Annotated in this window: 41 protein-coding genes and 1 pseudogene; 32 read left to right on the top strand and 10 right to left on the bottom strand. The window is 39.6% G+C overall.

The window, feature by feature from the left end:
- Positions 1-312: 312 nt before the first annotated feature.
- Genes FN960_RS09150 through FN960_RS09140 form a run of 3 tightly spaced genes read right to left on the bottom strand, consistent with a single transcriptional unit; the run spans position 313 to position 2,270 of the window.
- Positions 313-1,212, bottom strand: coding sequence for a 5'-3' exonuclease (locus tag FN960_RS09150; RefSeq protein WP_143848393.1), 900 nt, complete (start codon positions 1,210-1,212; stop codon positions 313-315).
- 18 nt (positions 1,213-1,230) lie between these two features.
- Positions 1,231-1,902, bottom strand: a complete 672-nt coding sequence (bshB2, locus tag FN960_RS09145; RefSeq protein ID WP_143848392.1) for a bacillithiol biosynthesis deacetylase BshB2 — start codon at positions 1,900-1,902, stop codon at positions 1,231-1,233.
- A gap of 20 nt (positions 1,903-1,922) precedes the next feature.
- A complete protein-coding gene (locus FN960_RS09140) occupies positions 1,923-2,270 on the bottom strand; it encodes a YojF family protein (protein WP_143848391.1) in 348 nt (115 codons plus the stop codon).
- Between the two features lie 159 nt (positions 2,271-2,429).
- On the opposite strand from FN960_RS09140, the gene ytvA reads away from it, so the two are divergent.
- The 5 genes from ytvA to FN960_RS09120 all read left to right on the top strand — a co-directional run bounded on the left by ytvA (position 2,430) and on the right by FN960_RS09120 (position 5,365).
- Complete coding sequence (ytvA, locus tag FN960_RS09135; RefSeq protein WP_143848390.1) at positions 2,430-3,221, top strand: YtvA family blue-light photoreceptor; 792 nt, start codon at positions 2,430-2,432, stop codon at positions 3,219-3,221.
- A gap of 3 nt (positions 3,222-3,224) precedes the next feature.
- Positions 3,225-3,380: a YycC family protein gene (locus FN960_RS09130; RefSeq protein WP_143848389.1), complete on the top strand. Its 156-nt coding sequence runs from the start codon at positions 3,225-3,227 to the stop codon at positions 3,378-3,380.
- A gap of 35 nt (positions 3,381-3,415) precedes the next feature.
- Positions 3,416-4,198 carry a S1C family serine protease gene (locus tag FN960_RS09125; protein WP_143848388.1) on the top strand — a complete coding sequence of 261 codons (783 nt, stop codon included), beginning with the start codon at positions 3,416-3,418 and terminating at the stop codon, positions 4,196-4,198.
- 58 nt (positions 4,199-4,256) lie between these two features.
- On the top strand, positions 4,257-4,400 hold the full coding sequence (locus tag FN960_RS22810; RefSeq protein WP_185970985.1) for a hypothetical protein: 144 nt from the start codon (positions 4,257-4,259) through the stop codon (positions 4,398-4,400).
- A 95-nt stretch (positions 4,401-4,495) separates the two neighbouring features.
- On the top strand, positions 4,496-5,365 hold the full coding sequence (locus FN960_RS09120; RefSeq protein WP_185970984.1) for a metallophosphoesterase: 870 nt from the start codon (positions 4,496-4,498) through the stop codon (positions 5,363-5,365).
- On the opposite strand, the gene FN960_RS09115 is transcribed toward FN960_RS09120, so the two are convergent.
- The 5 genes from FN960_RS09115 to FN960_RS09095 form a co-directional block, all read right to left on the bottom strand.
- Positions 5,349-6,344, bottom strand: coding sequence for a hypothetical protein (locus tag FN960_RS09115; protein WP_143848387.1), 996 nt, complete (start codon positions 6,342-6,344; stop codon positions 5,349-5,351). The genes FN960_RS09120 and FN960_RS09115 overlap by 17 nt on opposite strands.
- Before the next feature lie 87 nt (positions 6,345-6,431).
- A complete protein-coding gene (locus FN960_RS09110; protein ID WP_143848386.1) occupies positions 6,432-7,868 on the bottom strand; it encodes a recombinase family protein in 1,437 nt (478 codons plus the stop codon).
- Between the two features lie 9 nt (positions 7,869-7,877).
- Positions 7,878-8,234, bottom strand: a complete 357-nt coding sequence (locus tag FN960_RS09105) for a hypothetical protein (protein ID WP_143848385.1) — start codon at positions 8,232-8,234, stop codon at positions 7,878-7,880.
- Positions 8,212-8,832: an ImmA/IrrE family metallo-endopeptidase gene (locus FN960_RS09100; protein ID WP_143848384.1), complete on the bottom strand. Its 621-nt coding sequence runs from the start codon at positions 8,830-8,832 to the stop codon at positions 8,212-8,214. Before FN960_RS09100 ends, FN960_RS09105 begins: the two co-directional genes overlap by 23 nt.
- A gap of 97 nt (positions 8,833-8,929) precedes the next feature.
- Complete coding sequence (locus FN960_RS09095) at positions 8,930-9,295, bottom strand: helix-turn-helix domain-containing protein (protein ID WP_143848383.1); 366 nt, start codon at positions 9,293-9,295, stop codon at positions 8,930-8,932.
- 168 nt (positions 9,296-9,463) lie between these two features.
- Here FN960_RS09095 and FN960_RS09090 point away from each other — a divergent pair, with 168 nt between their 5' ends.
- The 15 genes and pseudogenes from FN960_RS09090 to FN960_RS09030 all read left to right on the top strand — a co-directional run bounded on the left by FN960_RS09090 (position 9,464) and on the right by FN960_RS09030 (position 16,676).
- Positions 9,464-9,712 carry a helix-turn-helix transcriptional regulator gene (locus FN960_RS09090; protein ID WP_143848382.1) on the top strand — a complete coding sequence of 83 codons (249 nt, stop codon included), beginning with the start codon at positions 9,464-9,466 and terminating at the stop codon, positions 9,710-9,712.
- Positions 9,713-9,761: 49 nt separating this feature from the next.
- On the top strand, positions 9,762-9,896 hold the full coding sequence (locus tag FN960_RS23170; RefSeq protein ID WP_260681967.1) for a hypothetical protein: 135 nt from the start codon (positions 9,762-9,764) through the stop codon (positions 9,894-9,896).
- Between the two features lie 116 nt (positions 9,897-10,012).
- On the top strand, positions 10,013-10,270 hold the full coding sequence (locus FN960_RS09085) for a helix-turn-helix domain-containing protein (RefSeq protein WP_185970983.1): 258 nt from the start codon (positions 10,013-10,015) through the stop codon (positions 10,268-10,270).
- Between the two features lie 5 nt (positions 10,271-10,275).
- A complete protein-coding gene (locus FN960_RS09080) occupies positions 10,276-10,635 on the top strand; it encodes a hypothetical protein (protein ID WP_143848380.1) in 360 nt (119 codons plus the stop codon).
- A 132-nt stretch (positions 10,636-10,767) separates the two neighbouring features.
- A complete protein-coding gene (locus FN960_RS09075) occupies positions 10,768-10,971 on the top strand; it encodes a hypothetical protein (RefSeq protein ID WP_143848379.1) in 204 nt (67 codons plus the stop codon).
- Positions 10,968-11,168, top strand: a complete 201-nt coding sequence (locus tag FN960_RS09070; RefSeq protein ID WP_143848378.1) for a hypothetical protein — start codon at positions 10,968-10,970, stop codon at positions 11,166-11,168. The genes FN960_RS09075 and FN960_RS09070 overlap by 4 nt, the downstream gene beginning before the upstream one ends.
- 90 nt (positions 11,169-11,258) lie before the next feature.
- Positions 11,259-12,299, top strand: coding sequence for a RecT family recombinase (locus FN960_RS09065; RefSeq protein ID WP_143848377.1), 1,041 nt, complete (start codon positions 11,259-11,261; stop codon positions 12,297-12,299).
- A 202-nt stretch (positions 12,300-12,501) separates the two neighbouring features.
- Positions 12,502-13,749, top strand: coding sequence for a phage replication protein O (locus tag FN960_RS09060; protein ID WP_143848376.1), 1,248 nt, complete (start codon positions 12,502-12,504; stop codon positions 13,747-13,749).
- A gap of 15 nt (positions 13,750-13,764) precedes the next feature.
- On the top strand, positions 13,765-14,367 hold the full coding sequence (locus tag FN960_RS09055; RefSeq protein ID WP_143848375.1) for a DUF6011 domain-containing protein: 603 nt from the start codon (positions 13,765-13,767) through the stop codon (positions 14,365-14,367).
- Entirely contained in the window at positions 14,367-14,543 is a 177-nt protein-coding gene (locus FN960_RS22805) for a hypothetical protein (protein ID WP_185970982.1), read from the top strand. The genes FN960_RS09055 and FN960_RS22805 overlap by 1 nt, the downstream gene beginning before the upstream one ends.
- A pseudogene (gene ssb, locus FN960_RS09050) lies at positions 14,540-15,005 on the top strand (single-stranded DNA-binding protein). Before FN960_RS22805 ends, ssb begins: the two are co-directional and overlap by 4 nt.
- A 25-nt stretch (positions 15,006-15,030) precedes the next feature.
- A complete protein-coding gene (locus FN960_RS09045; RefSeq protein WP_143848374.1) occupies positions 15,031-15,333 on the top strand; it encodes a hypothetical protein in 303 nt (100 codons plus the stop codon).
- Complete coding sequence (locus tag FN960_RS09040; RefSeq protein ID WP_143848373.1) at positions 15,330-15,851, top strand: Holliday junction resolvase RecU; 522 nt, start codon at positions 15,330-15,332, stop codon at positions 15,849-15,851. The genes FN960_RS09045 and FN960_RS09040 overlap by 4 nt, the downstream gene beginning before the upstream one ends.
- A gap of 91 nt (positions 15,852-15,942) precedes the next feature.
- Positions 15,943-16,443, top strand: a complete 501-nt coding sequence (locus FN960_RS09035) for a hypothetical protein (protein WP_143848372.1) — start codon at positions 15,943-15,945, stop codon at positions 16,441-16,443.
- Positions 16,444-16,451: 8 nt separating this feature from the next.
- Complete coding sequence (locus FN960_RS09030; protein ID WP_143848371.1) at positions 16,452-16,676, top strand: hypothetical protein; 225 nt, start codon at positions 16,452-16,454, stop codon at positions 16,674-16,676.
- Between the two features lie 16 nt (positions 16,677-16,692).
- On the opposite strand, the gene FN960_RS22800 is transcribed toward FN960_RS09030, so the two are convergent.
- Positions 16,693-16,857, bottom strand: a complete 165-nt coding sequence (locus FN960_RS22800) for a hypothetical protein (RefSeq protein WP_185970981.1) — start codon at positions 16,855-16,857, stop codon at positions 16,693-16,695.
- An 84-nt stretch (positions 16,858-16,941) separates the two neighbouring features.
- On the opposite strand from FN960_RS22800, the gene FN960_RS09025 reads away from it, so the two are divergent.
- The 8 genes from FN960_RS09025 to FN960_RS08990 all read left to right on the top strand — a co-directional run bounded on the left by FN960_RS09025 (position 16,942) and on the right by FN960_RS08990 (position 21,205).
- Positions 16,942-17,190, top strand: a complete 249-nt coding sequence (locus FN960_RS09025) for a hypothetical protein (protein WP_143848370.1) — start codon at positions 16,942-16,944, stop codon at positions 17,188-17,190.
- A 112-nt stretch (positions 17,191-17,302) separates the two neighbouring features.
- Positions 17,303-17,866 (top strand): DNA N-6-adenine-methyltransferase, encoded by a 564-nt coding sequence (locus tag FN960_RS09020; RefSeq protein ID WP_260681963.1) that lies wholly within the window; start codon positions 17,303-17,305, stop codon positions 17,864-17,866.
- Between the two features lie 317 nt (positions 17,867-18,183).
- Positions 18,184-18,342, top strand: a complete 159-nt coding sequence (locus tag FN960_RS09015; RefSeq protein ID WP_143848416.1) for a DUF3954 domain-containing protein — start codon at positions 18,184-18,186, stop codon at positions 18,340-18,342.
- 113 nt (positions 18,343-18,455) lie between these two features.
- Positions 18,456-18,935 carry a sigma factor-like helix-turn-helix DNA-binding protein gene (locus FN960_RS09010; protein ID WP_185970980.1) on the top strand — a complete coding sequence of 160 codons (480 nt, stop codon included), beginning with the start codon at positions 18,456-18,458 and terminating at the stop codon, positions 18,933-18,935.
- A 280-nt stretch (positions 18,936-19,215) separates the two neighbouring features.
- Positions 19,216-19,815 carry a hypothetical protein gene (locus FN960_RS09005; protein WP_143848368.1) on the top strand — a complete coding sequence of 200 codons (600 nt, stop codon included), beginning with the start codon at positions 19,216-19,218 and terminating at the stop codon, positions 19,813-19,815.
- A 17-nt stretch (positions 19,816-19,832) separates the two neighbouring features.
- Positions 19,833-20,228 (top strand): hypothetical protein, encoded by a 396-nt coding sequence (locus FN960_RS09000; RefSeq protein ID WP_143848367.1) that lies wholly within the window; start codon positions 19,833-19,835, stop codon positions 20,226-20,228.
- An 84-nt stretch (positions 20,229-20,312) separates the two neighbouring features.
- Positions 20,313-20,507, top strand: coding sequence for a protein YkzS (ykzS, locus tag FN960_RS08995; protein WP_143848366.1), 195 nt, complete (start codon positions 20,313-20,315; stop codon positions 20,505-20,507).
- Positions 20,504-21,205, top strand: a complete 702-nt coding sequence (locus FN960_RS08990) for a hypothetical protein (RefSeq protein ID WP_143848365.1) — start codon at positions 20,504-20,506, stop codon at positions 21,203-21,205. The genes ykzS and FN960_RS08990 overlap by 4 nt, the downstream gene beginning before the upstream one ends.
- A 42-nt stretch (positions 21,206-21,247) precedes the next feature.
- On the opposite strand, the gene FN960_RS08985 is transcribed toward FN960_RS08990, so the two are convergent.
- A complete protein-coding gene (locus FN960_RS08985; RefSeq protein WP_143848364.1) occupies positions 21,248-21,655 on the bottom strand; it encodes a hypothetical protein in 408 nt (135 codons plus the stop codon).
- 73 nt (positions 21,656-21,728) lie between these two features.
- Between FN960_RS08985 and FN960_RS08980 the strand changes: the two genes are divergently transcribed.
- From FN960_RS08980 to FN960_RS08965, 4 genes are read left to right on the top strand one after another with little or no spacing between them, the layout of a single operon-like run.
- Positions 21,729-22,574 (top strand): terminase small subunit, encoded by an 846-nt coding sequence (locus FN960_RS08980; protein ID WP_143848363.1) that lies wholly within the window; start codon positions 21,729-21,731, stop codon positions 22,572-22,574.
- Positions 22,567-23,925, top strand: a complete 1,359-nt coding sequence (locus FN960_RS08975) for a PBSX family phage terminase large subunit (RefSeq protein ID WP_143848362.1) — start codon at positions 22,567-22,569, stop codon at positions 23,923-23,925. The genes FN960_RS08980 and FN960_RS08975 overlap by 8 nt, the downstream gene beginning before the upstream one ends.
- A gap of 11 nt (positions 23,926-23,936) precedes the next feature.
- Positions 23,937-25,499 (top strand): phage portal protein, encoded by a 1,563-nt coding sequence (locus tag FN960_RS08970; protein ID WP_221936802.1) that lies wholly within the window; start codon positions 23,937-23,939, stop codon positions 25,497-25,499.
- The gene (locus FN960_RS08965) at positions 25,496-26,650 is read left to right on the top strand and encodes a phage minor capsid protein (RefSeq protein ID WP_143848361.1); all 1,155 of its coding nucleotides are present in this window, start codon (positions 25,496-25,498) and stop codon (positions 26,648-26,650) included. Before FN960_RS08970 ends, FN960_RS08965 begins: the two co-directional genes overlap by 4 nt.
- The last annotated feature ends 19 nt before the right edge of the window (positions 26,651-26,669 follow it).

Raw genomic sequence — 26,669 nt, 5'->3', positions numbered from 1 at the left:
GACCAAGCGCCTTACCAAGAGCCGGAGGGCGATACCAAGAAAGAAGTCCCGCACACCAAGAAGCTCGAGCGCCTTACCAAGAGCCAGAGGGTGATAGCAAGAAAGAAGCCCCCCATACCAAGAAGCTCGAGCGCCTTACCAAGAGCCGGAGGGCAATACCAAAAAAGAAGCTCCGCACACCAAGAATTAGCCCTCTGTTACCAAGAACCCCTGTCTCCTCATTAAAAAACCCACCCATAAAATGGATGGGCTAGGCAGGAAAATGAATAGATTTATTCAATATTGTATAGTACTTTCACTTACTCATTCATATTAAAATAATGGTTGCTGATATGTCGTGCGAATAGAGTATGGTTTGAGTACCTGGGCGACGGTATCAGAGTGAAGCTGGATCTCATAGTCAGCAAAGGAGGTATCAGCTAGGCTTTCAATCTCGCAAATAATGGTTGCGAGCTCTTTACTGACATGTGCATGTTCACGGCCGGCATGGAGTTTTTTTAAGCACCGTGCGAATTGTGGCTCTAGTGAATCGATATTTTCATAGATTCCTTCTATTGTGCCGTATCGTTGAATGAGAGGCAATCCGGTCTTGGGGCCAATGCCGGCGCAACCTGGAATATTATCGCTTTTATCACCAAGTAGGGCTTTTACATCTGGCCATTGAACAGGTTCTATTCCGTACTCTTCTTGGAAATGGCTGAGAGAATAGATGTGCTCTCCTTGTTTACTTGCAATGATTTGAGAGGTCTGCGGACTTAATAGCTGCAGAAGATCTTTATCGTTACTATAGATATAACAAGGTCCGGTCTCTTCACGTTCCCAAATGGATGCGATGGCCCCGATGGCGTCATCAGCTTCGTATGGGGGAGTGGTCAGTTCTTTTATCCCGAACTCTTCAATTAATGTTAAACATGTTTGATACTGCTGAATTAACGGTTCAGGCAATTCGCCTCGGGTTGCCTTATAATCTGGAAAGTTTATTCTACGAATAGACTCCTCGCGTTTAACATCCCAGGCAATGGCAAGGTGAGAGATGTCATGCTTGCTAATGAGTTGAAACAGCTTTTGCCAGAAAACGCGAAGTCCATTTGTGTAAAGGCCATCTTCTGTCTTTGGGAGATCCGCCTCCTCCTTGCCGTAGGCCGTTGCAAAATAACCACGGCTTAATAAGTTAAATCCGTCAATAAGCAGTAAAGCTTTTTCTTGTGCCATTGCGCTCACCTCATTTCTTTAATCATCAAATCGATATGTCCAGAATCGTTCGCGTTGAAGCCATGCGAGAGCTTCAGGATCTCCATCATTCCATTTTGGCTCCATATCTGCAAGCATCCAAGCTGTTTGAGAAAGATGGGCACGCATCGCATCCTTTTTCTGCTCAGCGTACGCACTAACATCATGAATCATATCAGGTTCTCCTATTTCTTCTTCATGTCCATTAGAAAAAGCTAAACAGTGTAAAACGGGTCTCTTTGCGGGAGGAAGCTCAGCTAGGGCAGCAACAACTGCGCGGGCTGTTGCTTCATGATCAGGGTGAACAGAATAACCTGGATAAAAAGAGATCACTAAAGAAGGGTTAAGTTCCTCAACTAAATCAATAACCATTTGTTTCAGCTTCTCATCTTCTTCAAATTCAAGGGTTTTATCTCGTAATCGCATCATACGTAAATCTTGAATATCCATTGCTTGTGCAGCTTGTAATAGTTCATTTTTTCGTATTTTAGGAAGTGATTCTCTAGTAGCAAAAGGTGGGTTCCCTAAGTTTCTACCCATCTCTCCAAGTGTTAGGCACGCGTACGTAACAGGGGTACCTTGTGCACGGTGTGCAGAGATGGTTCCTGAAACGCCAAACGCTTCATCATCGGGATGCGGGAAGATAACCAGTACTTGCCGTTCTTGTTTCATCACGTAATCTCTCCTATCTATTATTCAAAGGGTGTGTGACTGATTTGCAAGGCTACAGCCAGTTTACCTTCTGCCCCATGACCTGCAAGCAAAAGTCGGCCGGGTTCTTCATCCTCAAAATGAGTTAGCCCCTCTGCATAGATCCAGCCAAGCTCAATTTTTAGTCCTGCTCGGTACGGTCCCTCACCAAGGATCTTTCCGGTTTCTATAGTGACCTTAGCATTCCGAATATAAGCACTCGCGGAGAAAAAACTGGCATCAAAATGTGTGGCATAGGCCCCATTGGTCGTTTCTAAGTGAATATAAACAGGTTGATTAAAAAAATCCTGCAAACGATGTTGCACGTCTTCACGATATATTGGTTTCATATGTATCCCTCCAGATCCTAATAGGCAAATAATTGACCGGAATTACTAAACAAGTTAGGATAGAATTATCTTATTATATTTCAAAGAATAGCTTCAAGCAACGAACGAGACTCTAAAGTGTTAAATATATACAAGAAGTGCCCAAATGGAGGTTTTTAGTTGAAAGCGATTATTGAACAAGCCGAACTCTTAGTTAAGATCCTTGATTTCACAAGGGTAGGCATACTCGTGACCGACCCAGATCTTCCAGACAACGAAATTATTTATGTCAGTGAAGGATTTACGTCAATGACAGGTTACTCAGTAGAGGAGACACTTAATAACAACTGCCGTTTTCTACAAGGTGAGGAAACAGATCCAGATGCTGTCCGACTTCTCCGCCAGGCGATTGAAAATCATCAATCAATCACAATTGAACTATTAAACTATAAAAAAAACGGGGAAACTTTCTGGAACGAGCTGACCATTGATCCTGTATATCTTGAAGAAGAAGATAAACATTATTTTGTCGGTGTACAAAAGGATATTACTGATCAAAAGCGAGCGCTAGAAAGCTTTAAAAAGTCTCAAGAGCAAATTCGCTCCCTCTCTGCACCCGTTGTGCCCCTCATGAGTGGAGTGGCCATTTTACCTTTAATAGGACAGATTGACGGGCCGCGGTTTACAGAGATGTTTCGAAATGTTACCTCAGAAGTAGTAACCAAACAAATTGATACATTGCTCCTTGATTTATCTGGTCTGCAAACCTTTGATGATCAAGTTGTCGATGGCATTTACCAATTACGAGATGTGTTAGCTCTGATTGGTACGGAATTACTTGTATGTGGGATGAGACCTGATCTTGCTATGAAATCAATTGAACTGGATCGATCAGGACTTGGCACAATTAAAACGGCAAGCTCAGTTAAAAAAGTATTATCGGAGCTTTACTTTCACAGTAAAGGAGACTAGGTAATGAGACCACTACAATTATCACCAGAAACAGCACAAAAGCTTGCAGCGCATCTTAAAGTTCCAATCGAACATCTCGTTCATATGCCGCAGCATGTTTTACTCGCAGAACTTTCCGCTCTTTCACAAAAAGAAAACTCAAATGATTCTGAGACCTGATTCGATCAGGTCTTTTTTAGCTTGAGGTGATAAAAATGTCAGATCACGATTCGAAGCAAGACGATCGATTACCAGAAGAACGCATGGAGGGCGAACCGGAGCCAGAGGATTTTTTGCCTGATGCATCCCCAAAGTCAAAAAAATCAAAATGGTGGGTGAAGCTAGGCGCCATTCTTGTGTCTGTTATCTTAATTGGCAATGCCGGTGCGTTTCTATTACAGCACTACGGGCAGGATGCGAGGCAGCTTGTCAGCGAGTCAGAAGAATTGTCGGATAATGAACAGCTTGAGGTGTATAAATCAACCGTTGTTACCATTCAAAGGGGGCAATCTAGAGGGACGGGGTTCTTTTTTGATGCGTCCGGTTTGCTACTAACCAATCACCATGTTGCGGATGGAGAGGGCCCGCTTATTGTGACAACTTCAGAGGGCGAGAAGTATCAAGGGGAGATTGAAAAAGAAGATGAGGAATTAGATTTGGCTAAAATAAAGATAGAGTCTGATTCAGAACATCCCTTCCTTCCATTAAGTCAATCCTCCGCATCTGGAAATCAACTGGTTTATATTATTGGAAATCCACTAACCCACAACCAGATTTCGATCCAAGGTTCTATCATTGATAGTGATCAACTCTATGATGCTATTCAGATTGAAGCCAGTATCTTTCAAGGTCATAGCGGCAGTCCAGTTATTTCTGAAGAGGGAGAGGTACTTGGAGTGGTCTATGCGAAAACCATTCCAGGCTTTATGAGTGAAGAAGATTCTGTTGGATTAGCTGTGCCTATAAATCGAGTACATGAATTTTTAGAAGAAGATTAACGCTTAACATGTTCTCATAAGGGGTAAGTATCTATATAGACAGAAAGGAAGTGTTCTGATGAGTGATAAAAATAAAGACCAAGAAAAAACAGGTGAAGAAGAAATAAAGGATCTCTTTGACAGGAGTTTAGAGGACGGAACGATAGATCAGGATAAAGACGAGAACAAAAAAGAGAATGATAAGAAAAAAAAGGAAAAGTAATAATTCAGATACCTCTTTTGCTGTAGATAACAGTATAAAGAGGTATCTTTGTATTATAATAATGTAATAGATCATTAAGGGGATTGAACGTATTCATGATCACAACCATCTACCGCTATCGAGGGCTAATTATTACCATATTTTTTGCTACAAGTATATTGCTCGCTATGTTTATTTATTATCAACAAAATACCCTATCAACTACACATCTATCAATAGAATCTAATTCAATTCCAAACGAGTTTAATGATTATAAAATCATTCACTTATCTGATTTACATAATAAAATCTTTGGTCGAAACCAGGATCGATTAGCGCAAAGTGTAGAAGAAGAGCAACCAGACCTTATTGTGTTTACCGGAGATCTTATTGATAGCCGAAGATATGATGCAAATCCAGCTATTCAATTAATCGAAAAACTGACAGACCTAGCACCAGTATATTACGTAACAGGTAACCACGAATGGCATTCCAATAGGTACGATGAACTTCAACAACAGCTGACTCACTCAGGTGCAGTTATATTAGAAAATGAATCCGTATTTCTTGAGAAGGGTGATGCCTCTATTCAATTAGCAGGAATAGAAGATCCAGCTTTTTCGGAAGGAATTTCAAATAAAGCAGCAATAGAAACCGGAATCCGGGCAGCATTAAGCTCCAGTCTCGATCAAGAGAACTATACAATTCTGTTATCACATCGTCCAGAGCATTTTTTAACCTACTCGGCGGAAGCCATTGATGTGGTATTAGCTGGACATGCACATGGAGGCCAAATCAGAATCCCTTTTCTTGGTGGTTTAATCGCCCCAGATCAAGGTTTTTTTCCAACGTATACAAGTGGCCCATATGAATCCAATGGAACAACCATGATTGTAAACCGCGGGCTAGGAAACAGTGTCATTCCAATTCGTTTATTTAACCGGCCGGAAATTGTGTCCATCACCTTATCTAGAACAACCAAATAGCAATCAGAGTGGAAAGGATTAATCCAGACATAACAGGAATAAAACACTGACGAACCAGCTCAATCACAGAAACCTTGGCAAACCCGGCTACAGCAACAATCGAAGACCATGCAATTAACGTTCCTCCGCCTACCCAAACAGCCCCCATCTGACCAATCGCTGCAAGTGTTGCAGCATCCACACCTACCGTTGGAGCTAATGCACCAGACAAGGCTCCAACTAGTGGTAGCCCTGAAAAACCAGATCCGTCAAGCCCCGTGACCATACCAACAATTAATAATCCGAACCCCGCAAATAGAGGGCTATCAGGGATGAATTGCTGTCCAGCTTCAACTAGCTCAAATAGAAAGGACGGGGCTTGCACTCCTTCTTCAAGTAAAAAAATTCGAGCAGAGATCTCCCCGCTTCCAAGAAAGAAAAAGCCTGCAATCGGAATAACCGGACCCATGGCTCGAAAGGCAAATGTGAACCCTTCAATTAAATGCTCGCTCACCTGATTTAATGACTGTCTCCAGTTATAAACCGTAGCAGCGGCAATCAAAATCAGAATCGCCACTCCGCCAATTAATGCAGCTCCCGCACCACCCTCAAGAGAATCAGCCCCACTAAACGTGGCATACACCATATAAACAACCACTGCCAAAAAGGCAACAGGAACAAGAATAGCAAAAAAGAGGCTCGTTTTGGCTTCAGCTGCCGATTGTGTTCTTGTAGCTGTAACCTGCTCCGTTCCATTCAGCTTCATCCAATGCTGCAAATGGCGCATAGAAGGGGACTGGAATGTTTTTCTTAAGCGAAAGTAAGCCAAAACAAGAGCAGTTAATCCTGTAATGAGCGAAAGAATCAACGCCTTATCAGCAACAGCTGAAACCTCAACGCCCGCAGCGGTAGCACTAAGCATCGGTGCAATCTTAATCATGTAATCAGAAGATAACGCCATACCCTGACCCGCAATCGCAATCGCCACCCCGGTCCCCATTGCCGGTAGCCCCGCTTTAACGGCAACAGGAATGAGTATAGCTCCAACTAAAGGAACAGCTAAGGTAGCAATGGGCACAAAAAAAGGTTAGATGTACTGAAAGTTAGAAAGGTATAGCTTTCTTTTCTTATAATTGATCCCTTTTCCATTATCACAGTCAATATCAAATTTTTTTAGGAAGAGCATTACACTATGTTTCTTTTCGATTGGTTCTAATAGATCCCAGTTACCAAGAAAATCGGTTAAAGCTTTCACAATTTCCTCTGATGTATTTTGAGGATCGTCTTTTACTAATTCGATTAATTCTGCCTCAATCTCTTCCTGCCGCTTCCGATCACTTGTTGTATGTTCTCTTAACTCTTGCAGATCAATAACATCATTAGCAAAGGCTAGCTGCCATTTCTTTTTTCGTTCTTTAATTGTTTTTAATTGTTTTTGTAACTGATTAATATGTGAATTGGCTTTTACTGTCGCCTGGTCGGGTTCATTCCCAACTTCAAAGGCAATTTCATGGAATTGTTTTAGTTGATTTTGGATTTCATTTAGGAAATAAAGTTCAATGCTGGATTCACGGATTAAAGGGAGGTCGCATTTCTTTTCACGCTGGTTAGTACAATTTACATAACGGTATTTCGTACCGTTGATATCTCTAAGTGCACCTTTCAAAGGCGCACCACATCTAGCACATTTTACAACACCAGTGAAAATATAATCAGAAGCTACATTCTGTGGATGGTGATTTTTCCTGGAATTTCTTAGTTCCATAACATTGTCATAGCGGTCTTTAGGCACAATTGCAGGTGCGAAATTATCATATAATTTCCCTGACCACTTAAAGGCACCATATACTATAGGATTTTTCATAATGTCTCTAACAGTCTTAGCACTAAAATCATTACCTTTCCTAGTTTTGACTTGTAATTCATGGTTCAATATATTCGATATTTTGAAATCACCATGAAAGGTTTCATATAGTTCATACATATATTTATATAATCCTGATTCTTCTTCATCAACGATTAATTTATCCTCTTCATTTAATCTGAACCCAAAAGGAGGGGGACCACCTGGCCATCTACCTTCTTCGACCATTTGTTCCATTCCGAATTTTACACGTTCACCAAGATTCTCTCGTTCCCATTGAGCGACAGCAGCAACAAGAGTAATAAATAATCTTCCTGTTGGAGTAGTGGTGTCAAAGACTTCAGTTGCAGACTTAAACATGCAACCATTAGCCTCAAATTTTTCTAAGAGCTTGTAAAGGTCCATCACAGACCTTGTAAGCCTATCTAATTTGTATACAAGTACTACTTCAATTTTGTCATTAGCTATATCTTCAAGCATTCTCTGAAGTTCATCACGATCAATATCTTTAGCAGATTTCCCCTCATCAATATAGTAGTCATATATATCCCAGTCTTGAGATTGAGCAAACATATCTAATCTTTCTTTTTGACCTCGGATAGAAAAACCTTCTTTTGCTTGTTCTTCAGTCGATACTCGAGTATAGATAGCGCATTTCATAAAATCACCTCAAATAATAAAATACTTACTCACATCAAATTGAAGTAGTTCTTCTAAATCCTCCAACCTAATCAAAAAGTAATCAGCTTGATATATATTATCTGGATGAATATCATTTGATGTCATATCTATTTTGACCGTTGGAATATGAATACTGAATTGCCGGTCTTTGAAAGGGTCTCTTGTCATAGCTCCAGAAGTAACTGTAATAATAGCCATTTCGTCGTGAAAATCCTCTTGATAGAATCGCTCAAAAGGCGAGTCAATTGTAACACTCATATACTCCTCATCTGTCTTAGTGGTTATCAGCATCCATTGGGGGTTTAATATTCCGTCTAACTCATCAAAGTAAACGTTTAACATCATTACTCATCCTTTCTTCTCCAACTTGATTTTTTAATTGATTTAAGATTAATAGAGTCCCATCATGTACCTTTCCAGGTTGTAAACTCTTACTTTTAAGTCGATGTACAAATTCTTTACGCGTGTGTAAGTCGTGTTGTTCAGATCTAGAACGTTCCCGGCGTATAGATTCAATGCGTTCAATAACCATGCCTTTAGGAAGCTCAAATAATTCTGCAAGGTATTCAGGATCTTTGTGTTTAATAAGCAGCGGTTCAAATATATGCAAAGGCATAGCGTAATAGAGAGAGAGCCAATAAGCTGATGATTCTTGTAAATCCCTGAAGCTGTTGCTCATCTTTTTTTGGCGGCCATAATGATTGAGATGATGACTTAACTCGTGAAAAAATGTTTTTCTTGTTTCTTCAATAGATTTTCCTTCTGTCAATGCCATAATAGCGAAAGGTCCTTCATAAATAACTTTACTCTTAAAATCACCATAATTGATTTCCAATCTAAAAATATCGGCTAAGTATTCTATATCTAATTGTTCAACAGTTAAGATGCTGTGTTGCTTATAGAATTTACTTATATTTGTGTCTCTCTGAGTTGCAAAACGCAATTTTATCACCCTTTTTTAGAATGTATGTTCGTATATTTACTTAAAAGAAATAGCCCAAGGGCTAATAACTTCATAAAATATAATGTAATAACACTAGTTAAAGATCATCCTCTGTTAAGCCACGTGCTTTTAACCAACGTTTTTTTGTTTCTCTAAAGTTCTTCAGCATTTCTTCCAGATGTTCTTTCTCATCTTCAGAAAGAGGTTCTTTTCCTCCATCTTCAAATGCAATTGAAATGTAAGAGTCTCGTTCATCTACTCTTCCTAATAAATAATCAGTCGTAACCTCAAAGTAATCTGCAAATTTAGTTATTAAGTCGGGATCAGGATTCGCGGTTCCTTTTTCATAACGAGAAATTTGAAAATTAGTTAAACCAAAAATTGCACCAAATTCTTTTTGAGAAAATCCCTTTTCTCCGCGCAATTTTTTTAACCTAGTCCCTAATATATTCTCAGCTTTCATGCCATGCTCCTTCGATTCATTTTGATTAAGTATATATTATTTATAGCATTTTTTGCGAAAGATAAAACAAAAATAGCGAAAAATGATATTTTGTTGTTGACTTAGCGAAAATCGCTATGTATTATTAGGTTATAAGATAGCGATTATCGCTAATTGGAGGTGGTATTAATGGCAGTAGTTGACATCAATAAGATAAAAAAATTAAGAGAAGACAAAAACCTTTCTCAAAAAGAGATGGCTAAAGTCATTGGATGTAGTACTTTACATTCGTACTATAGAAAAGAAAAAGGCAAGCAACCGTTTTTAGCTAATGAAATATTTCTATTAGCTAAATTTTTCGGACAGAAAGTAGAAAATTTTTTTGAAGTCAGTGTTGCGAAAAACGCTATAAATAATAAGTCTAAGTTACATGGTTAGTCCAACTGTACACATCACATAGATATCACATTGAAGGGAGGCTTCAGAAATGAGCAAACAAGAAGGGCCATCCGATCAAGCATTACGCAATTTAGCAAAATTTCTTCTTAAAACCTCAGTGCCACGATTAATAAAGAAAAATCGTGAGCAACAGAAAAGTGAAGAAATTCAAAAAAGGGCATAAGTGCCCTGAACAATATAGTACAAGCTACTTCATCTAAATATATTTTACTAAATTGCTAGTACTGGTTTGATTCCAAAACGTCATATATTCCATTTTGGAATATGAAAGGGGGTGAAATGAAATTGAAGCTCAGCGCCATGATGCGCGCTATGAGGGATAAGACAGGATTGGATCAGAGGGCATTTGCTACAGAACTTAACCTATCACAGTCGTGCGTTTCAAAATTCGAGACAGGCAAAAAAATACCTAGCTTCCCCCAAATGATTCAATGGGCTGAAGCGTGTAACGCAAAAGATTTAATTATTGCTTATATCGCAACAGGGGATGGATTAAACGTCTTACAAAGTGCTATGCAGATTATTACAGGAGGTTGAATGTATTGAAAAAGCGCCTACAGCTTAATATCAAGGATCAGCAAATGATCATTGAAGCCATGGAAGTAATAAGGCCTAAAAGATATTCTTTTGAACAAAAACGTTTTGATCTAATTTTGGACAAGGTTGTGAAAGGTAAGAAGGACTTTGACTCAGAGGAAATGATCTACATTACTCAATCGCTTAGAAGACATGGGAAATTTGTAGCTCTTTGCAGAGAAGTAGAGAACAGCGATTCATTAAGAAAGCTTGCTGATCGAGTAGAAAGAGCACGCATAGCCCACCAGAACATGCATCACCCATTAAAAAAAGCACTCACTGCTGGAACAGTTAGCGCTTCGCAAGATAAAACTTTAATTGGATAATTTGATCTTATCAAAAACAGATCAAGACGGCAAGCTCAGCTTTGCCGTGAGGCGTTCAAGTCCATCCCCTTCTTGTGCGTCTCACGGTGCAGCTGCACTCATTATTTTTAAAACTGAAAAGGAGCTGTTCATATGTTGGGACATACTGTGTCGTTAGCGGAAACAAGGTCTACTGTTCGTGATGCTCTTGAATTACTTAAGGGAGATCCTAAACCGGAGAACGTTGTTGAAGCAAGGAATCTATTGGAGTCCTTAATTGATGATTTGACTTACACCGGAACAATTACTGAGGTTGAACAATTAAATCAGCGTTTGGTTGGAGGTGCGACGGTATGACGTACAAAACACCAGGTGGACGAGAGAAGCCTCTAGGAAATGGGGAAGCCACTTACCTATATAACCATGTAGCGGTGCTAGGAACCGATAGAGGGTGTGCTCAGGTAGCTCATCAACTTGATATCACTCCTAGAGAAGTAGAAAGACTATTTTATATCATGCACAAAGAAAAAAGAGCCCATCAGATGGCTGTCTGAGGACTCATTGGAACGTCTATGCTTACTCGTTAAACATAGTATAGGCTTTCCTCCTTGAGATTGCAAATACACCCACAGGAGGTTCTTACATTGGCAGAAGAAACAAAAGATACATCGGTTGCCACTCAAGAAAAAAATGAATTAGCAATGACTAATGGCAGTCTACTTCAATTTTCACAAGAGAAGGTTGAGGTTATACGCAGAACGGTTGCAAAAGGTGCTACAAACGATGAGTTAGAAATGTTTATGCACTTGGCACAACGTTACCAACTAGATCCTTTTACAAAAGAAATATGGTTCATAAAACGTCCTAAAAAACAAAAGGATAACAAAGGGAATTATGATTACAAGCGCTTAGAAAATGGCGAAATTGATTATGAAGGTGTAGACCCCATCATCATGACAAGTCGTGATGGATATCTAAAGGTCGCTCAAACTGACCCTGATTTTGAAGGTATGAATAGTTTTGAGATTAGAAAGAAAGATAACTTTTCATTTAATCCAATGACTAATGAAATGGTCCATGATTTCGGATCCGATAGAGGAGAAATTACTGGAGCATGGGCTATTTGTAAAAAGAAAGGGCGCGATCCGGCTATTGCGGTTGTGGACTTTAGAGAATATAACAACGCTGCTGGTTCAAATCCTGTTTGGAAGAGCTATCCAAGTGCCATGATTAAAAAAGTTGCTGAAGTCATTGTTCTAAAACGTCAATTTAATATTAGTGGCTTAGTGACAGAAGAAGAAATGCCCAAGCAGTATTCATTGGAATATGATGATCCGAATTTACAGCGTTTAGAACAGAATCACCAATATAAAAACAACGCTATCGACACTCAAGCACCTCAGAAAAACACTGATGATGAATGGAAGCAACACTCAAAAGCCATTAAGGAACTAAAAGAAAAGCTAGGTTTTGATGATAAGAAGATGCACTCTATTGCGCTATTCGAAATAGCGATTGATTCAGACCCGAGAAATTGGACTTTACCAGATATAAAAAAGGTCAAAGAGTATTTAGAAGCGGAACTTGAGAAACAGCAAAATGCAGTCTCTAGTAGCTCTAATGATGACCCATTCGGTGACTACTCAAGTAACGTAGAACCACCTTCAGAGGAAAATAATGAGTGAGCATAGGATAGCTTTACCCATGTGCTATTACGGATTCTGCAAAGACTCTGAGAACCCCGCAGAGCTTTACAAAAGCTATGTTACTGGGTTCTTAAAGAAATACCACCCTAAGATGCAGCTAGTCAAAATGGAGCCTGTGAAAGCAGGTTCCAGACCTTATGTCATGTGCAAGCGAATAGAGGAAGAGTAAGGAGGTCCTTTAATGTCCGACACTTATTTCAGAGTGTATTCGGGACTGATGTCACCAGAGCACCGAGAACGCATTGGAAAGGCAATATGGGTGTTTCTATGGCTAATTGATCGTACGACCGGAGAGTCAAAAGACGGACAAGGTAGTGGTGTGGTCTTTCATGGTAATCCGGTGCCTTTCCGCATCATTCATGATGAATTAGGCATTCCGATTCCAACAGTTAAAGCGCACTGCGATCTATTAAAAAAAGAGGGTTATATCTCTGTTAAGGCTAGTACAAGGGGAAACATTATCCATGTAATGAAGTCGAAAAAGTGGAATAAATCAGAAACCGACCATTCCAATAATGGAACGAGTCGTTCAGAAAATGGAATACAGCATTCCAAAAATGAAACGCACCATTCAGATAATGGAACGCAAGATAGCGACGACCATTCCAAAAATGAAACGGAACGTTCAGAAAATGGAACGGAGCATTCCAAAAATGATCCCTCTATATTAAAAGACAATATAAATAACAATTTAAAAGACAAAGAGAATAAAGAATTAAAAGAAGCTGCTACTAATTCTGAATCTATGAAAATTGATCTTTTAAATGAGTTTGTCAGATTACGAGGTAGCGGTTTCAACTGGTCACCTAATGACGAGCAATCAGCAACTGAGATTTTAAATACAGGTGTTCCAGTTGAAAAAGCAATTGAACTAATGCAAGAGATGTTCTCGGCTCATCAACCAAAACACTCGAGGGATCGGATCAACAGTTTATCCTATTGCGTTGGGTACATCTTGGACAAGCACCAACGAGACTCAGATAACGATCAAACGCAGGAGGGTCCAGCTGCAGAGCTTGCAGAGAAGTTTTTGCAGAGCATGTTAAAAATAATGCCTGATTTCAGCAAGCCTGATATGGCCCAATGGACGTACGATATGCAGAGAATACTCAACTCTGGTAGATCCCCCAAAAAAATCATTGAGGTAATGGAATTTGCTCATGCTGATGCCTTCTGGAAATCAAAGATTATTGCACCAGGCAAGCTAGTAGATAAAGCAAGATTTGATTCACTGGCGATCCAGAAACAATCAGAGCAAAAGAAGAAGTTTGGCGGTAGGCGGAACGAACGAAAAGACCAGATGCCTAAGTGGTTTGAAGAAGAGAAGAACAATAGAGAATCTCAAACTCCGGATGATGATAGTAACGAGCAGACCTTTGAAGACATGTTACGGGAGCTGAGAGAGAGGAAACAGCAGCACACCTACTAAGAGAGGGATGAGGATATGGATCACAAACAGAAACGGATTATAAACGCCTTAATTGCTACTAAGGTCAATGGTTGGTCTAACATAACCAAGTCGGGTAAGACATCAGCTGTAATTTGGTACAACGCAGAGGGTGAATCAGTACATCGAATGGGGCGCTATACACCTACAGACGATCTGAATCAGGCCATGGAAGCTGCAGAGGATTTAGGTTCAGTTAAGTTGACTTTCATTCCTGGTGAAAAGCACCAAGCGATTGTTGAGCCATATCAAAAGATCGGTGCAGATCAGTTAGGCACTGGCGAAGGAGATACAGCTGCCTTGGCAATATGTCATGCGATATTAGCTTCTGCTGGTATTATGATTGATCAACACCAAACAGTCGATGAACTACTTGCCAAAGACGTGGTTTCAAAGGACGGGAAGCTTTACTACACATGCTTACGTTGTAACAGACCTTTAAGGTCGAGAAAAAGCCAAATGATTGGATATGGTCCAACATGCTTGGAAAAAGAAAGACATGAGCTTGATCTCATAGATTTGCTTCACGAACAGCAGCTAGTGCAACAGGCATCTAATATCAATTTCATGGACGAATTAAACAGAAAAGAGGCGATTTAATGATTCAGATTAATCATATGGCTACAGGAGTAATTATTTCTGTAGACGATAAGGAAGCGGGATATATTATTCCTTTTGGATCGAGCTATATCGCAAAAGTGAATGGAGTAGACGAGCTGTGTCATAGCTTATCTAAAGCCACAAAATTCATTTGTGATCAGGTGAAAACCTCATGATGAATAATGTTTCTCTCGTTGGTCGCTTGACCAAGGATCCAGAACTCAAATACACACCTAATGGAATAGCGGTCGCAACATTCACGCTTGCTGTCAATCGTACTTTCAAAAAACGGTAACGGAGATCAAGAGGCTGATTTCATTCAATGCGTGGTATGGCGGAAACCAGCTGAGAATGTAGCGAATTTCTTGTCAAAAGGAAGCCTAACAGGTGTATCAGGACGCATACAGACCAGAAGCTATGACAATAACGAAGGTCGAAGGGTCTATGTGACTGAAGTTGTAGCAGAGACGGTTTCATTTTTGGAGCCAAAAGGAAGCAGGGCAGATAATTCCGCATCCGATTCCTCTTCAAGAACAAATACAAACCAGTCAACTAACAGCAATCGCGGATATAACGATGATCCATTTGCTAATGACGGTGAACCTATTAATATATCAGACGACGATTTACCGTTCTGATCATCATAAAAAGCGGAGGTAACTAATGCCTATATCAGATATAAACGATAGCAAACAATTGACATTTGGTTACGGAGATATAGAAGTTGGAACAGGCTTAATGAGGCCAGAAAGTAGAGTCGGTGTTGTTTGCTTTTTCAACAATACTGCACCAAGGCCCATAGGTACAAAAAATACTTTTAAAGTCCCTAAAGTGGTCAGTATTGAAGAAACCCCAGTAAGAATGATATTTGAGAAGTCTGAGAGCGTTGATGTAGTTATTCGTGCATTACAGGATGCAAAATTGAAAATGTTGTCGGGAGATGTAACCGCGGAGGTGAAAAGATGAAATCAACCTACGCAAACAGAGGACAAGCGTTTGAAATGCTTCTCAACATAATCAACACGCAGTACAAGAACCAACAGATAGCGTTAATTAACAAGCGACCTACACCAGTAAAGATATTGAAGTCAGCAGGGAGAAGAATCACTCAAGCGCACTTTGATGTTAAATCTACTGTTGACTATGACGGTACTTACAAAGGTAAATCAATTGTGTTTGAGGCAAAGAGTACAGAAAAGCCTAGTTTTCCTTTAGATATGTTAGCTGCTCATCAATTAAAGCATCTAATAGATTCAGATAAGCATGGGGCCGTTTCTTTCCTAATTGTGGAGTTTAGGAAACATCACAAGATTTTCTATTGCCCTATTAGCTTTGTTAACGAGTATTACATTAAAGCTGCAGCTGGTGGAGGTAAAAGCATTCCTTTTGTCGATTTTGAGGCAAATGCATATGAAGTGAAACAGGGTAGGGTGTCACTGGATTACTTAGCCATCGTTGATCAGTTACAGGGGCTAGGGGCATGAAATACTTTGGATTCGCTATGTATCTAGTCGTTGCCCTATTGTTTTCGAGGCTCATTAAAGAGCACGCGGAGATTTTGGAAGATGATAAATCATGAAGGCCGTTTGTATAGAGACTGGCGATACCGCATTACTGCAGGAGCAAAAAGAGTACTTCATCTTTCCTAACGGAGAATCGCATGTCTATGTCAGTAAGTTTGATAACCAAGGAGCGCATTTCGGCTGTTACGAGAAGGACTTCTTTCAAGAGATAGTAGAAGAAGATCCTGTGCGTCCTCCTGAGCCACCTGAGCTTAATCCAGATTTAGAACATGGTCAAGTTTATAAAGCCTTCTTAGTGTGGACAAGCAAGCGAGGATTTTGGTCTTTAGAAGGCAAGCATTATTATTTGAAACAACATGACAAAGTTTCTTCTCAAGTATGGTTCTATGAGGATCCTGAGTGTAAGAAGCTAAGAGGAATTTTTCAGAAACATTATTTCACTGACTATGAACCTATCGAAACGATTCCCCAAAAGGAAGAGCAAGCGCTTGTTGAAGAATCACCACCTGAACTATTACCTGAGGAAGATTGGGAGCAAATGAGCTTATTTTAGGAGGCACCATGAAAAGTAATCACGTAATGATCAGCGAGGGTGACAAGGAAGTAATCAAAATGACAGCCAAGCTGATCGCAAATAAAGGATATAACCCAGCAGAGGTTTGTACCTTGCTATTAGATACGGTGGCAGCAGAACAAGGCACCAGGTTTGTTCAGGATCCTGTGTTGTACTCGAGTAAGTTTTTAAGTATATCTGGTCGGTTCCAATGTACAAACAGACGAATATGAGAGGATATCCCCCGGTCTAACTTTTTTCTTCTTTATCTTTCTTTTTAGCCTCTGTATTTCCAATAAAAAAGAAAACGATGGTTAATGTGAAATAAACGAAGTACAACGTTGATTCAAGAAAAATGAAAGTAGATAGTCCAATTAAGCAAAAAATAATAGCGATTAAGTGGTATGAATTCATTATTATCACCTCGGTATTACTACGAATAAATGTAAATTTGGTTTCAATATTATTTAGGCTACCGCCTATAAGGAGGATACAAGGATGGATAAGAAGGATTCAATTACTGACCTTCAGCAAGCGAGAGCGATTGTTCATTCAGTCGGAGAACCGCATCAGAGTCAAGTTATAGACATGTTAAGAGGTTTAACTTATAACCCTTCAGAGGATGAAACGAAAGAAAAAGCGCAAACAGTTATTGGATATATGACGGATGAATATGCGCTAAATGTTGCTAATGCATTGTGGTCTGAGAAGTATGATGAGATTCCTGATTTTATAAAGAATCGATAGGAGGCTAAACGATGGAACAAGGCAACTTCTTCCGCGGCATCCTGTACGCCCTCCCCATGTCACTCCTGATATGGGCGGGGATTTACTTACTACTATTTTGAGGGGGAATAATGTGAAAATAGAAGTTAAAAACACAGGAATGGGTGGTCATCATTCTTCAGCAATGGGGAAAGATGAATGGCTTACGCCTCCAGAGATCGTTGAATCACTAGGAATGTTTGATCTAGACCCTTGCGCTCCTATTGATAGACCTTGGAACACTGCAAATAAACATTTATCGATCTTGGATAACGGGCTTAATACTGATTGGAGCGGCCGGGTCTGGCTTAATCCTCCTTACGGTCGTGAAACTACTAAATGGTTGGACAAACTTGCTGATCACGGTAATGGAATAGCTCTTATTTTCGCTAGAACAGAAACAGAAATGTTCTTCAATCACGTATGGAACAAAGCGGATGCGCTACTGTTTTTTAAAGGAAGGCTGCACTTTTATCATGTTGACGGTGTGCGAGCTAAAGCTAATGCTGGAGCACCTTCTGTATTAATAGCATATGGGGAAAATAACGTAGCAACTTTAAAGAAAGTCGAACAGTGGGGGAAGTTAATTGATTTAAGAATGACCTCAAACTTACAAAAGGAGGATGAACATTGTCTAACAAAGGTAACTGGTTGCTGAATACTGGTGAGGAATGTAGTAAGTGCGAAAAAGGAATCATTGAAGTTTATGAGAATGGTGAGTTTTGCGGGTGCTGTGGCGAAAAAGTTACTGATTAAGGCTACATGCCTATATAGGAGGGGATAGATTATGAGAATGACTACATGTCCATGCTGTTCACAGCAAGAATTAATGGAAGTAGGTATTGAAAAATATCGGTGTAATAATTGCTTCAAAATTTTTTATGAGTTATACCCACATAAAAAAACGCCCTTTTCAGAGCGCCCAACACCGCAATTATAACATACTTGGGAGGGGCTACGTTGGAAGATAAAGAAATGGCCAAGATAGATTTGAGTGTTAACAGAGCATATATCGTGGTAGATGGAGTCATACATCATATAGACGATTTGCCCCGTGGCTTCGGGGAGCAAGTCATAACTTGGCAAAATGGTAAGCCAGTACACACCAAAGTTACGTATTCTAAGAAAATATAGTCTATTGGAACAACCGAGGACGCTGATTGAGTGCAGAACACCTGCATTCTTTTGGTGTCCTTTTTAAGTTGTCAGACCTCTTATATATAAAACGAAACCAAAGGAGAATGATCATGGTCAATACATGGGTAGATAACATCATCAGAAGCTGCAGCGTTACTAAGAAGGAATTAGAGAGCTATAGAAAACAGTTAGATCAAGGAGATGCAGTTGAGAAGGATGAATTTGATATTGTAGGTGGAATGATATCAGACTTAGTATACTCCATGGATTGGTTAAGTCGTGGTAGGCGTCCAGGTAATAGGAGAGGTATTGAAAGACAGGCTATATACAAAAGGACTGCTTTATTAGACATGAATCTATTCCCATCAATGAACATGGAAGATGACAGAGAGAAGCCAATTGATGATAAGGACAAGAGGGCAATGATAGATATACTCTGGACTCTATCAAACAGAGAAAGAGAATCATACGTGTTACATATGAGTTATGGAATGAGTTATGCGGAAATTGCAGCAGAATTGAAAGTAGGAAGAACAACTGTGCAAAAGTACGTAGAAAGAGCTAAAAAAAAAGTTTTAGAAAATATATAATCTTGTCGTGCAACTGTCGTACACTTGCCTACTATATATGAAAGGCCCATTAAAATACGTTATGAAAAGCGTTTTTATACTTAGCCTCATGGCTTTAGATTAAAAGAATAAGAAAACTAAAAAAGTCAAACTTAGTAAGTGCTTAAAGCGAGCGATCTGAAAAAAAGATTAAATCTCAAGTAAATTCTAAGCATACGGTGTAATTAGCGAAATAAAACAATTTAAATGAAAAATGTGGTAAAATTAAATTATGTAGAATAAATTTAAAGAGGGTATAACTTTGGATAATGAAATATTATTTATTAAAACTTTTTCGGATTTTTATGATTACTTTTGGTTACCGGTACTATCGGCTTGCATAGGCGGTTTATTAGGTCACTTTCATAAAAACCAATTATCTTTTAAGATGCCGACCTTAGTTGTAGACGAATATATAAGAAATGAGCCCTTAGTATATACTGGATTCGGAAAGAATCGAGCGAGTAATTGGTTAATAAAAAGTTGGCGAACTATGCATGGGCTTATTGATTATTTATTGTACTTGTTGGGAGTAAGGCAGGGCAATAATAAAGAGAAAGAAAGCATTAAGGTCAATTTAGGTTATCTTGGAGACTTACTAGTAGCTATAGGAGCAGGAATTCTTGCTAAAGCCGGCATGTCGGTTGCGGGAGATCCGGGGAGTATGCCTGTCATCGTAACTTCCTTTCTTGCTGGATTCGCCGGGTTATCGTATATTATAAAAAAAGAGGTCGGCAATCATGATGAGTCGATGGCGAAAAGCGAAAAACCTGAACCAGTGGTTATTGACAATGATCTTAACGACTTAATTGAGCAATACGAAAATGACCATAAACAAAGTGCCGCAACAAAAGAGGCATGAGCAATGGAGGGGTAAATATGCGTCCGGTGTTCAACAGTAAAGAATATGAACTTTGGGAAGAATATTATGCAATTGCTAGCGATAAGAGCCAACCCATTGATACTAGAAAAAAAGCTAAGTTACAATACGACAGGTTAACAAGGCGTGGAATGGCTAAAGCTAAGATTTTAGAAACAATTAGAGCAGAAGATACAACTAAAGCAAAAGAAACAACAGAAAAAAAGGGGGATGAAGTAGGACAAGTAAAACAACCTAAGTATGAAATTGCTATCCCAATTCCAGAGCTTGATTCTAAAGATTTTGGTATTTCGCTTAAACCATTTGAAAGAAGTGTTCCAGGGTATAGGGGGCGAACAAGAAATCTTAGACGCGAGTCCTCTCAATATAAGAGAAAGAGAACTCATAACTCATAATAGAGGGCTACCTACATGGTAGTTCTCTTTTTGTGTATTACTCTGCAAAGAACCTCTGCTATAATATGGGTGGAGGGGATCAATATGACAGAAGGATTAGCGAGTGAAATGCTCAGTAAGCTTATAAATGGTGATTTAAGCGAATATAGAGTGGAGAAAGAGGAATTCCTTATCTTTCAACCAGTGCTATTTAATCATGAGGAGTTCAAGAACTTTAGAGGTGCAGCTAAGCACGGTGGAGCGATAGTGTACACTTATGAGCCGGGGTGGACGGCGTGAATTGGTTGTCAGAAGCCTTAGCATTCGTTGGAGGTGCAGGTGTCGCGGTTACATTGGTAATTAAATATATCGGAGGGCTTGCAGAGAGACAAGTTCAGCAAAAGCTTGATAAAGGACTTGAGGATCATAAAGCTAATTTAGAATCAATTAAAAAAGAAGCCGAATTTGATTATCAGCGCAAGATACACGATTTTAGTATGTATTCAACAAAAAAACATGAGGTTTACCACGAAGTTTATAAAGCTCTTCTAATATCAAAAAGTGTGCTATTCCATCACTACAAAGTGAAATGTGAAAGCATCTATAATGATATATTAACCACCAGTCCTATAGAAATAAGAGCTGACTTAGAAATGAATTTCAGCAGTATAGATATTGATAATTTTGAGAAAGAAAACAAAGGACTGGGTGCTGAACATTTACTTATTCGTAGAAGAATTGACAATGAAACTCAAGGCTACTTAGAGAAAATAGGTACTTTCAATGATATTTTTAGAAATAACGAACTTTTTCTAAGTGAGGATATAGCGGATTTAATCGAGAAAACTAATGAAAAAATCATTAGTTTAGGGAAAGACTATTATCTGCAGGAGCTTAATACTGAAAGCATATTAAGAGAAGAAATTAATATGCTTATTTTTCAGATCAGAGATGGAATGAAAGAAGAATTAAGTATAGGTAGTTATACTAATACATAAAAGAGAGCTATCCAAGCGGGTGGCTCTCTTTGAGTTTGAAATTTATTTTCTTAATTCTTTTTGCTGTCGGAGATATTCAATAAAATAAGAGGTTGCTTTGTAATTATTTATTCGTCTGAACTCTAAACGAAAAGAAATATAGAGTATTAATACGATTAATAATATGAATAAAAATAAAAATAATCCCATCTCAGTAAAATCTTTATTTGATATGTTGAATATGAAAGAAATTATAGTAAATGTTATTGCAATAAAAGCTGCCATATGCCCAAATACAGACTGACTTTGAAATGCTTTGTCTGCTTCAGCTAAGCGCAATAATTTATTTATAGTATCTAAACTCGCTAAATCGCATTCAACTTCTATGTCTATAAAGGATTTGTAATGTTTCTTTCTGAGGCTCGAAGATTCTTCTTTCAAAATCTTACTTAGTTGTTTGTGTATTTTCATATTTACTCCTCCTAAGTATCTGTATCGGAACAATTTAATTAAAAATAAAGTAAAAGGAGGTAGGTGCCATGTAATGGATTGGGACAAGATCAGAAAAGAATATCAGAGCTCTAACATTACGCTTAAAGCGCTAGCTGATAAACATGATCTAAAGCTAGGAACATTGAAAAGTAGAAAGAGCCGTGAAGGGTGGAGCAGGGATGCAACCCCTAAAAAGGATGCAACCAATCGTATAAGGGATGCAACCACTGAGAAAAAGATGCAGCAGCAATCGCAAATAGTAGAACCTATCCTTGTGGAATCGGAGGGAATCACCGATAAACAAGGGCTTTTTTGCGTTTATTATGTTAAGAGCTTCAATGCTACACAGTCAGCAATCAAGGCTGGTTATGCTCCTGAAAGTGCCCACGTGGAGGGCAGTAGGTTGCTAAGAAATGCTAAGGTTGCTGATCATATACGAAAGCTAAAAGGCGACATGCTCCAAGGTGTGTTTGTGGATGCCATGGACGTGCTTAATAAATACGTTCAGATAGCATTTGCTGACATTACGGACTTTGTTGAGTTCGGCACCGTGGAGAAGCAGGATTACACCGAAGAAGGGAAGCCTATATTTGATCCTAAGGGAAACCCCGAAACACATACGGTATCATTTGTTGATTTCAAGGATTATAAAACAGTAGACGGTACATTGATCACTGAGGTTAAGCAAGGGCGTGATGGGGTGGCCATTAAATTAGCCGATAAGATGAAGGCCCTTGATGTTCTCGCCAAGTACTTTGAATTGCTGCCTGATAGCGTTAAACGTAAGTTGGAAGAGGAGAAGATCAAAGCTGAGACTGCTAAGCTGCAAAAAGAGGAAAAGAACGTAGGTACAACTGAAATTATCGTAGTTGATGCTTGGACTGATATTGATGAGTAAGCCTACGATTGACATCCAGAAAGAGGTAAACCCTAACTTTGAGGAAGTATGGAGAACGAAAGCGCCTTACAACATTCTAAAGGGTGGGCGTAACTCGTTTAAATCTTCCGTTATCGCCTTGCTGCTGGTTTTTAAGATGCTCTGGTACATTAACAGAGGAGAAAAGGCGAATGTGGTTGTTATCCGTAAGGTAGGTAATACAATCCGTGACTCTGTATTCAATAAAATTAAATGGGCCATAGGCAAGTTCGGTTTTACTATTAATCTCAATGGTGATTTTAAAGAAACTGTTGCACCGTTTAAGATTACGCATAGGGCAACAGGCTCCACGTTTTACTTTTATGGTCAGGATGACTTCCAGAAACTTAAATCAAACGATATTAACAATATCATTGGGGTTTGGTATGAAGAGGCTGCTGAATTTGGTAGCCAGGAAGAGTTTGATCAATCAAATGTAACGTTTATGCGTCAGAAACATGAGTTAGCGAAGTTTGTTCTGTTCTTCTGGTCCTATAACCCACCACGTAATCCATACCACTGGATCAATGACTGGTCGGATAAGATGATCGGGGAAGAGGATTACCTAGTACACAACTCTAGCTATCTTGATGATCAGCTAGGCTTTGTCACAGAGCAGATGCTTAAAGACATTGAGCGTATCAAAAACAATGATTATGACTATTACCGTTATATTTATTTAGGCGAGCCGGTTGGATTAGGCACCAACGTCTACAATATGAACCTATTCAAGCCGTTAGATTCGCTTCCTACGGACGATAGGGTCCTGTACCTCTATTATGCTATGGATACTGGACACTCTGTCTCAGCGACCACCTGTGGCTGTTACGGGCTTACTGCTAAAGGCAGAGTCATACGATTGAATACGTATTACTATAGCCCAGCAGGTAGAGTGAGGAAAAAAGCGCCTAGTGAGCTGGCAAAGGATATATACGAGTTCATTAAAGCTACATCTACAAGTGAGCAATGGCGAGGCGCAAGTATTATGACGCGAACCATTGATAGTGCAGAAGCAGCGTTACGCAACCAGTACTATAACGACTACGGTCAGCATTGGGATCCAGTAGCCAAGAAAAAGAAAATAGATATGATCGACCTCGTCCATGAGTTATTAGCTCAGGGGCGTTTTTATTATCTCAAGCAGCCGTTTGAAACAGGATTAGAGTACTGCGATAGTAACGAGATATTCATAGAAGAGCATAAGAAGTACCAATTTGATGCTAAGACCCTTAATTCGGACGATCCGAAAGTAATCAAAGAGGATGATCATACTTGTGATGAGCTGCAGTACTTCTGTGTAGGGAATGCTCTTGATTTAAGACTTACAGTGTAGGGGGTGAGGGATTGGATCTCATACAGAGCATCAAGAATCTGTTTAAGAGAGGAGGTTATGCATTGGCTGGTTTAGAGCTAAAGACGTTAAACGATCATCCTAAGATTAATATAGACCCAAAGGAACTGGCTAGGATTAAGTCAAGCTTCAGCGAGTACAGAGGCGACCATCCACAGATAGAGTACTTTAACTCTCAGGGCAAGTTAGAGAAACGAGATTATATGTATATTAACATGATGAAGCTTAGCGCAGAGCTATTGTCTGGGCTTGTGTTCAACGAACAATGCGAAATCAATATATCTGCAAACAAAGCAGAGGGAACGGGCACAGACAGCCTGAGTGATGCTCATAAATTCATTGAGCATGTATTTGAGCATAACGATTTCAAAAAGAACCTGATGCGCTACCTAGAACCGACATTCGCAACTGGCGGTCTAACTGTTCGTCCCTACGTCAATCACGATAATGGTGAAATCGAGTTCTCATGGGCTTTAGCTGATGCCTTTTATCCGTTGCGGTCAAATAGTAACGGAATATCTGAGGGTGTCATGATCTTTACAACTACCAAAATGAAAGAAAAGAAGACGATTTACTACACGCTGTTAGAGTTTCATGAGTGGAAGAATGACAAGTACATTGTTAAAAATGAGTTATATAAATCTTCTAATGCTTCTGAGATCGGTAAAGAGACTTTATTATCTGAGATTTATGATGAAATGGAAGAAACGGCTGAAATAAACGGATTAAGTCGCCCTAACTTTAATTATCTGAAGCCCGCCGGATTTAATAATATCTCTCCTCTTAGTCCGCTTGGATTAGGGATTACGGATAATAGCAAGCCTACGCTTAGAAAGATCAACAATACGTATGATCAGTTCAATTGGGAGATTGAAATGGGACAGCGTACGGTATTCGTTAATGACAGTGTGTTGCAGACTATGCCGGCTGAGAATGGAAAGCCGCCTAAACAGGTATTCGATCCAAAAGTTAATGTCTATAAAAGCATGAGAATGTCTGACAAAGAAAAGGCAATTGTGGACGTTACAGGTGACATTCGTACCCAACAATATATTGCTGCTATCAACCAATCATTAAAGACGCTGGAAATGCAGCTGCAGTTATCTGTTGGTACCTTCTCTTTTGATGGTAAGTCTGTTAAGACTGCTACAGAGATTGTCAGCGAGAACAGCTTGACCTATCGCACACGGAATAACCACGTCAATGAGGTTGAGAAGTTTATCAAGGGCTTAATCGTGTCTGTTCTCGAACTAGCGAAGTTTACAAACCTAAAAGAGGGTAAACGATTGTACACAGGTGAAATCCCCTCATTCGAGCATATAGGCGTTGATTTTGACGATGGCATATTCACAGATAAAGAAGCTCAGCTTAATTTCTATGGAAAAGCAAAGTCATTAGGGTTCATTCCAGCTGTGGAAGCCATACAGAGAGTGTTCAAGGTACCGAAAGAGGTTGCTGAGGACTGGGTGAGACAAATGGAAGCAGAACAGTTTGCCATGGATCCTATGGAGATTGCTAACCGATCCTCTCAATCTATGTTCGGTAATTCAGAATGATTACACCTCATCAGTTAGATATCTGGTCCGCTAGTATGGGAGAGATATACAACAGCTTAGAGGGTGAAATGATACGCATTCTAATACGTCGCCTCAGTTCTGGTTCTAGGGATATTACAGAATGGCAAGCACAGAAGCTGCAGGAACTAAGGCTATATAATAACGAGGTAGCTAGGCACTTGGCTGACGTTATGAAGGTAGCGGAATCAGAGATCGTCAAAATGTTTGAGGATGCTGGTGGTCAGATCATTGAGGATATTGACAAAGCCATGCCATTTGAAACCAAGCCATTACCACAGCAACTGGATACGGTGCTACGAGGATATGCAAGGCAATCATGGTTAGAGGTCGATAACTACGTTAATCAGACTCTCATTACAACCAATTATGGTGTCGGGCAAGCCCAAGTAGCTTATCAATCTACCCTTAATCGAACGGCTGCTATGTTTAACACTGGAATGTATACCATGGAGCAAGCCTTGGAACGTGCTGTGGTCGAATTAGCGCAAAACGGGATCAAAAGTACCTTTATCGATCAAGGCGGGCACACATGGAGCATGGAGCGTTATACACGTACCGTTCTAAAGTCTACTCTCTCAAATACGTATGACGAAATTAGAAAAGAGCGCATGAGTGAGTACGGAGTGCATACGGTTATTGTCACTGCTCATGCAGGGGCAAGGGAACAATGCGAAAAGATCCAAGGGAATGTCGTTGATTTACGTCAGAATGTACCGCCTGACAGTGAGTACAAGTCCATATATGATCCTGATTGGGGAGCTCAGTACGGAACGCCAGGAGGACACAGGGGCGTTAACTGTGAACATTTGCATATGGTATTTGTTCCAGGTGTAAATACCAACAATCAACCTACCATCGATCCAGAGTATAACCAACGAGTCAAAGTAGCAAAGGATACTCAACGTAGGATGGAACGAGAGATTGTGAAGTACAAAAAGAATGCCATGATTACAGAGGCATTGGAGAGTGACACAGCTCCTTACTGGAAAAGCATGGTCCGCAAGCGACAAGGTGCATTACGGAAACATATCTCAGCAAACGATGAGTTCCTTTCTCGTAATTACAAACGAGAGAAAGTGTACACGCCACTAGATACGCTTTTAAACGACTTTTCGTATAAGGGTGACTAAAACCCTGTCTTTAGCCAAT

Origin of the sequence: Alkalicoccobacillus porphyridii (genome assembly GCF_007293315.1) — a bacterium.
Classification (GTDB): domain Bacteria; phylum Bacillota; class Bacilli; order Bacillales; family Bacillaceae_D; genus Alkalicoccobacillus; species Alkalicoccobacillus porphyridii.
This window is presented reverse-complemented; position numbering and strand designations above follow the sequence as displayed.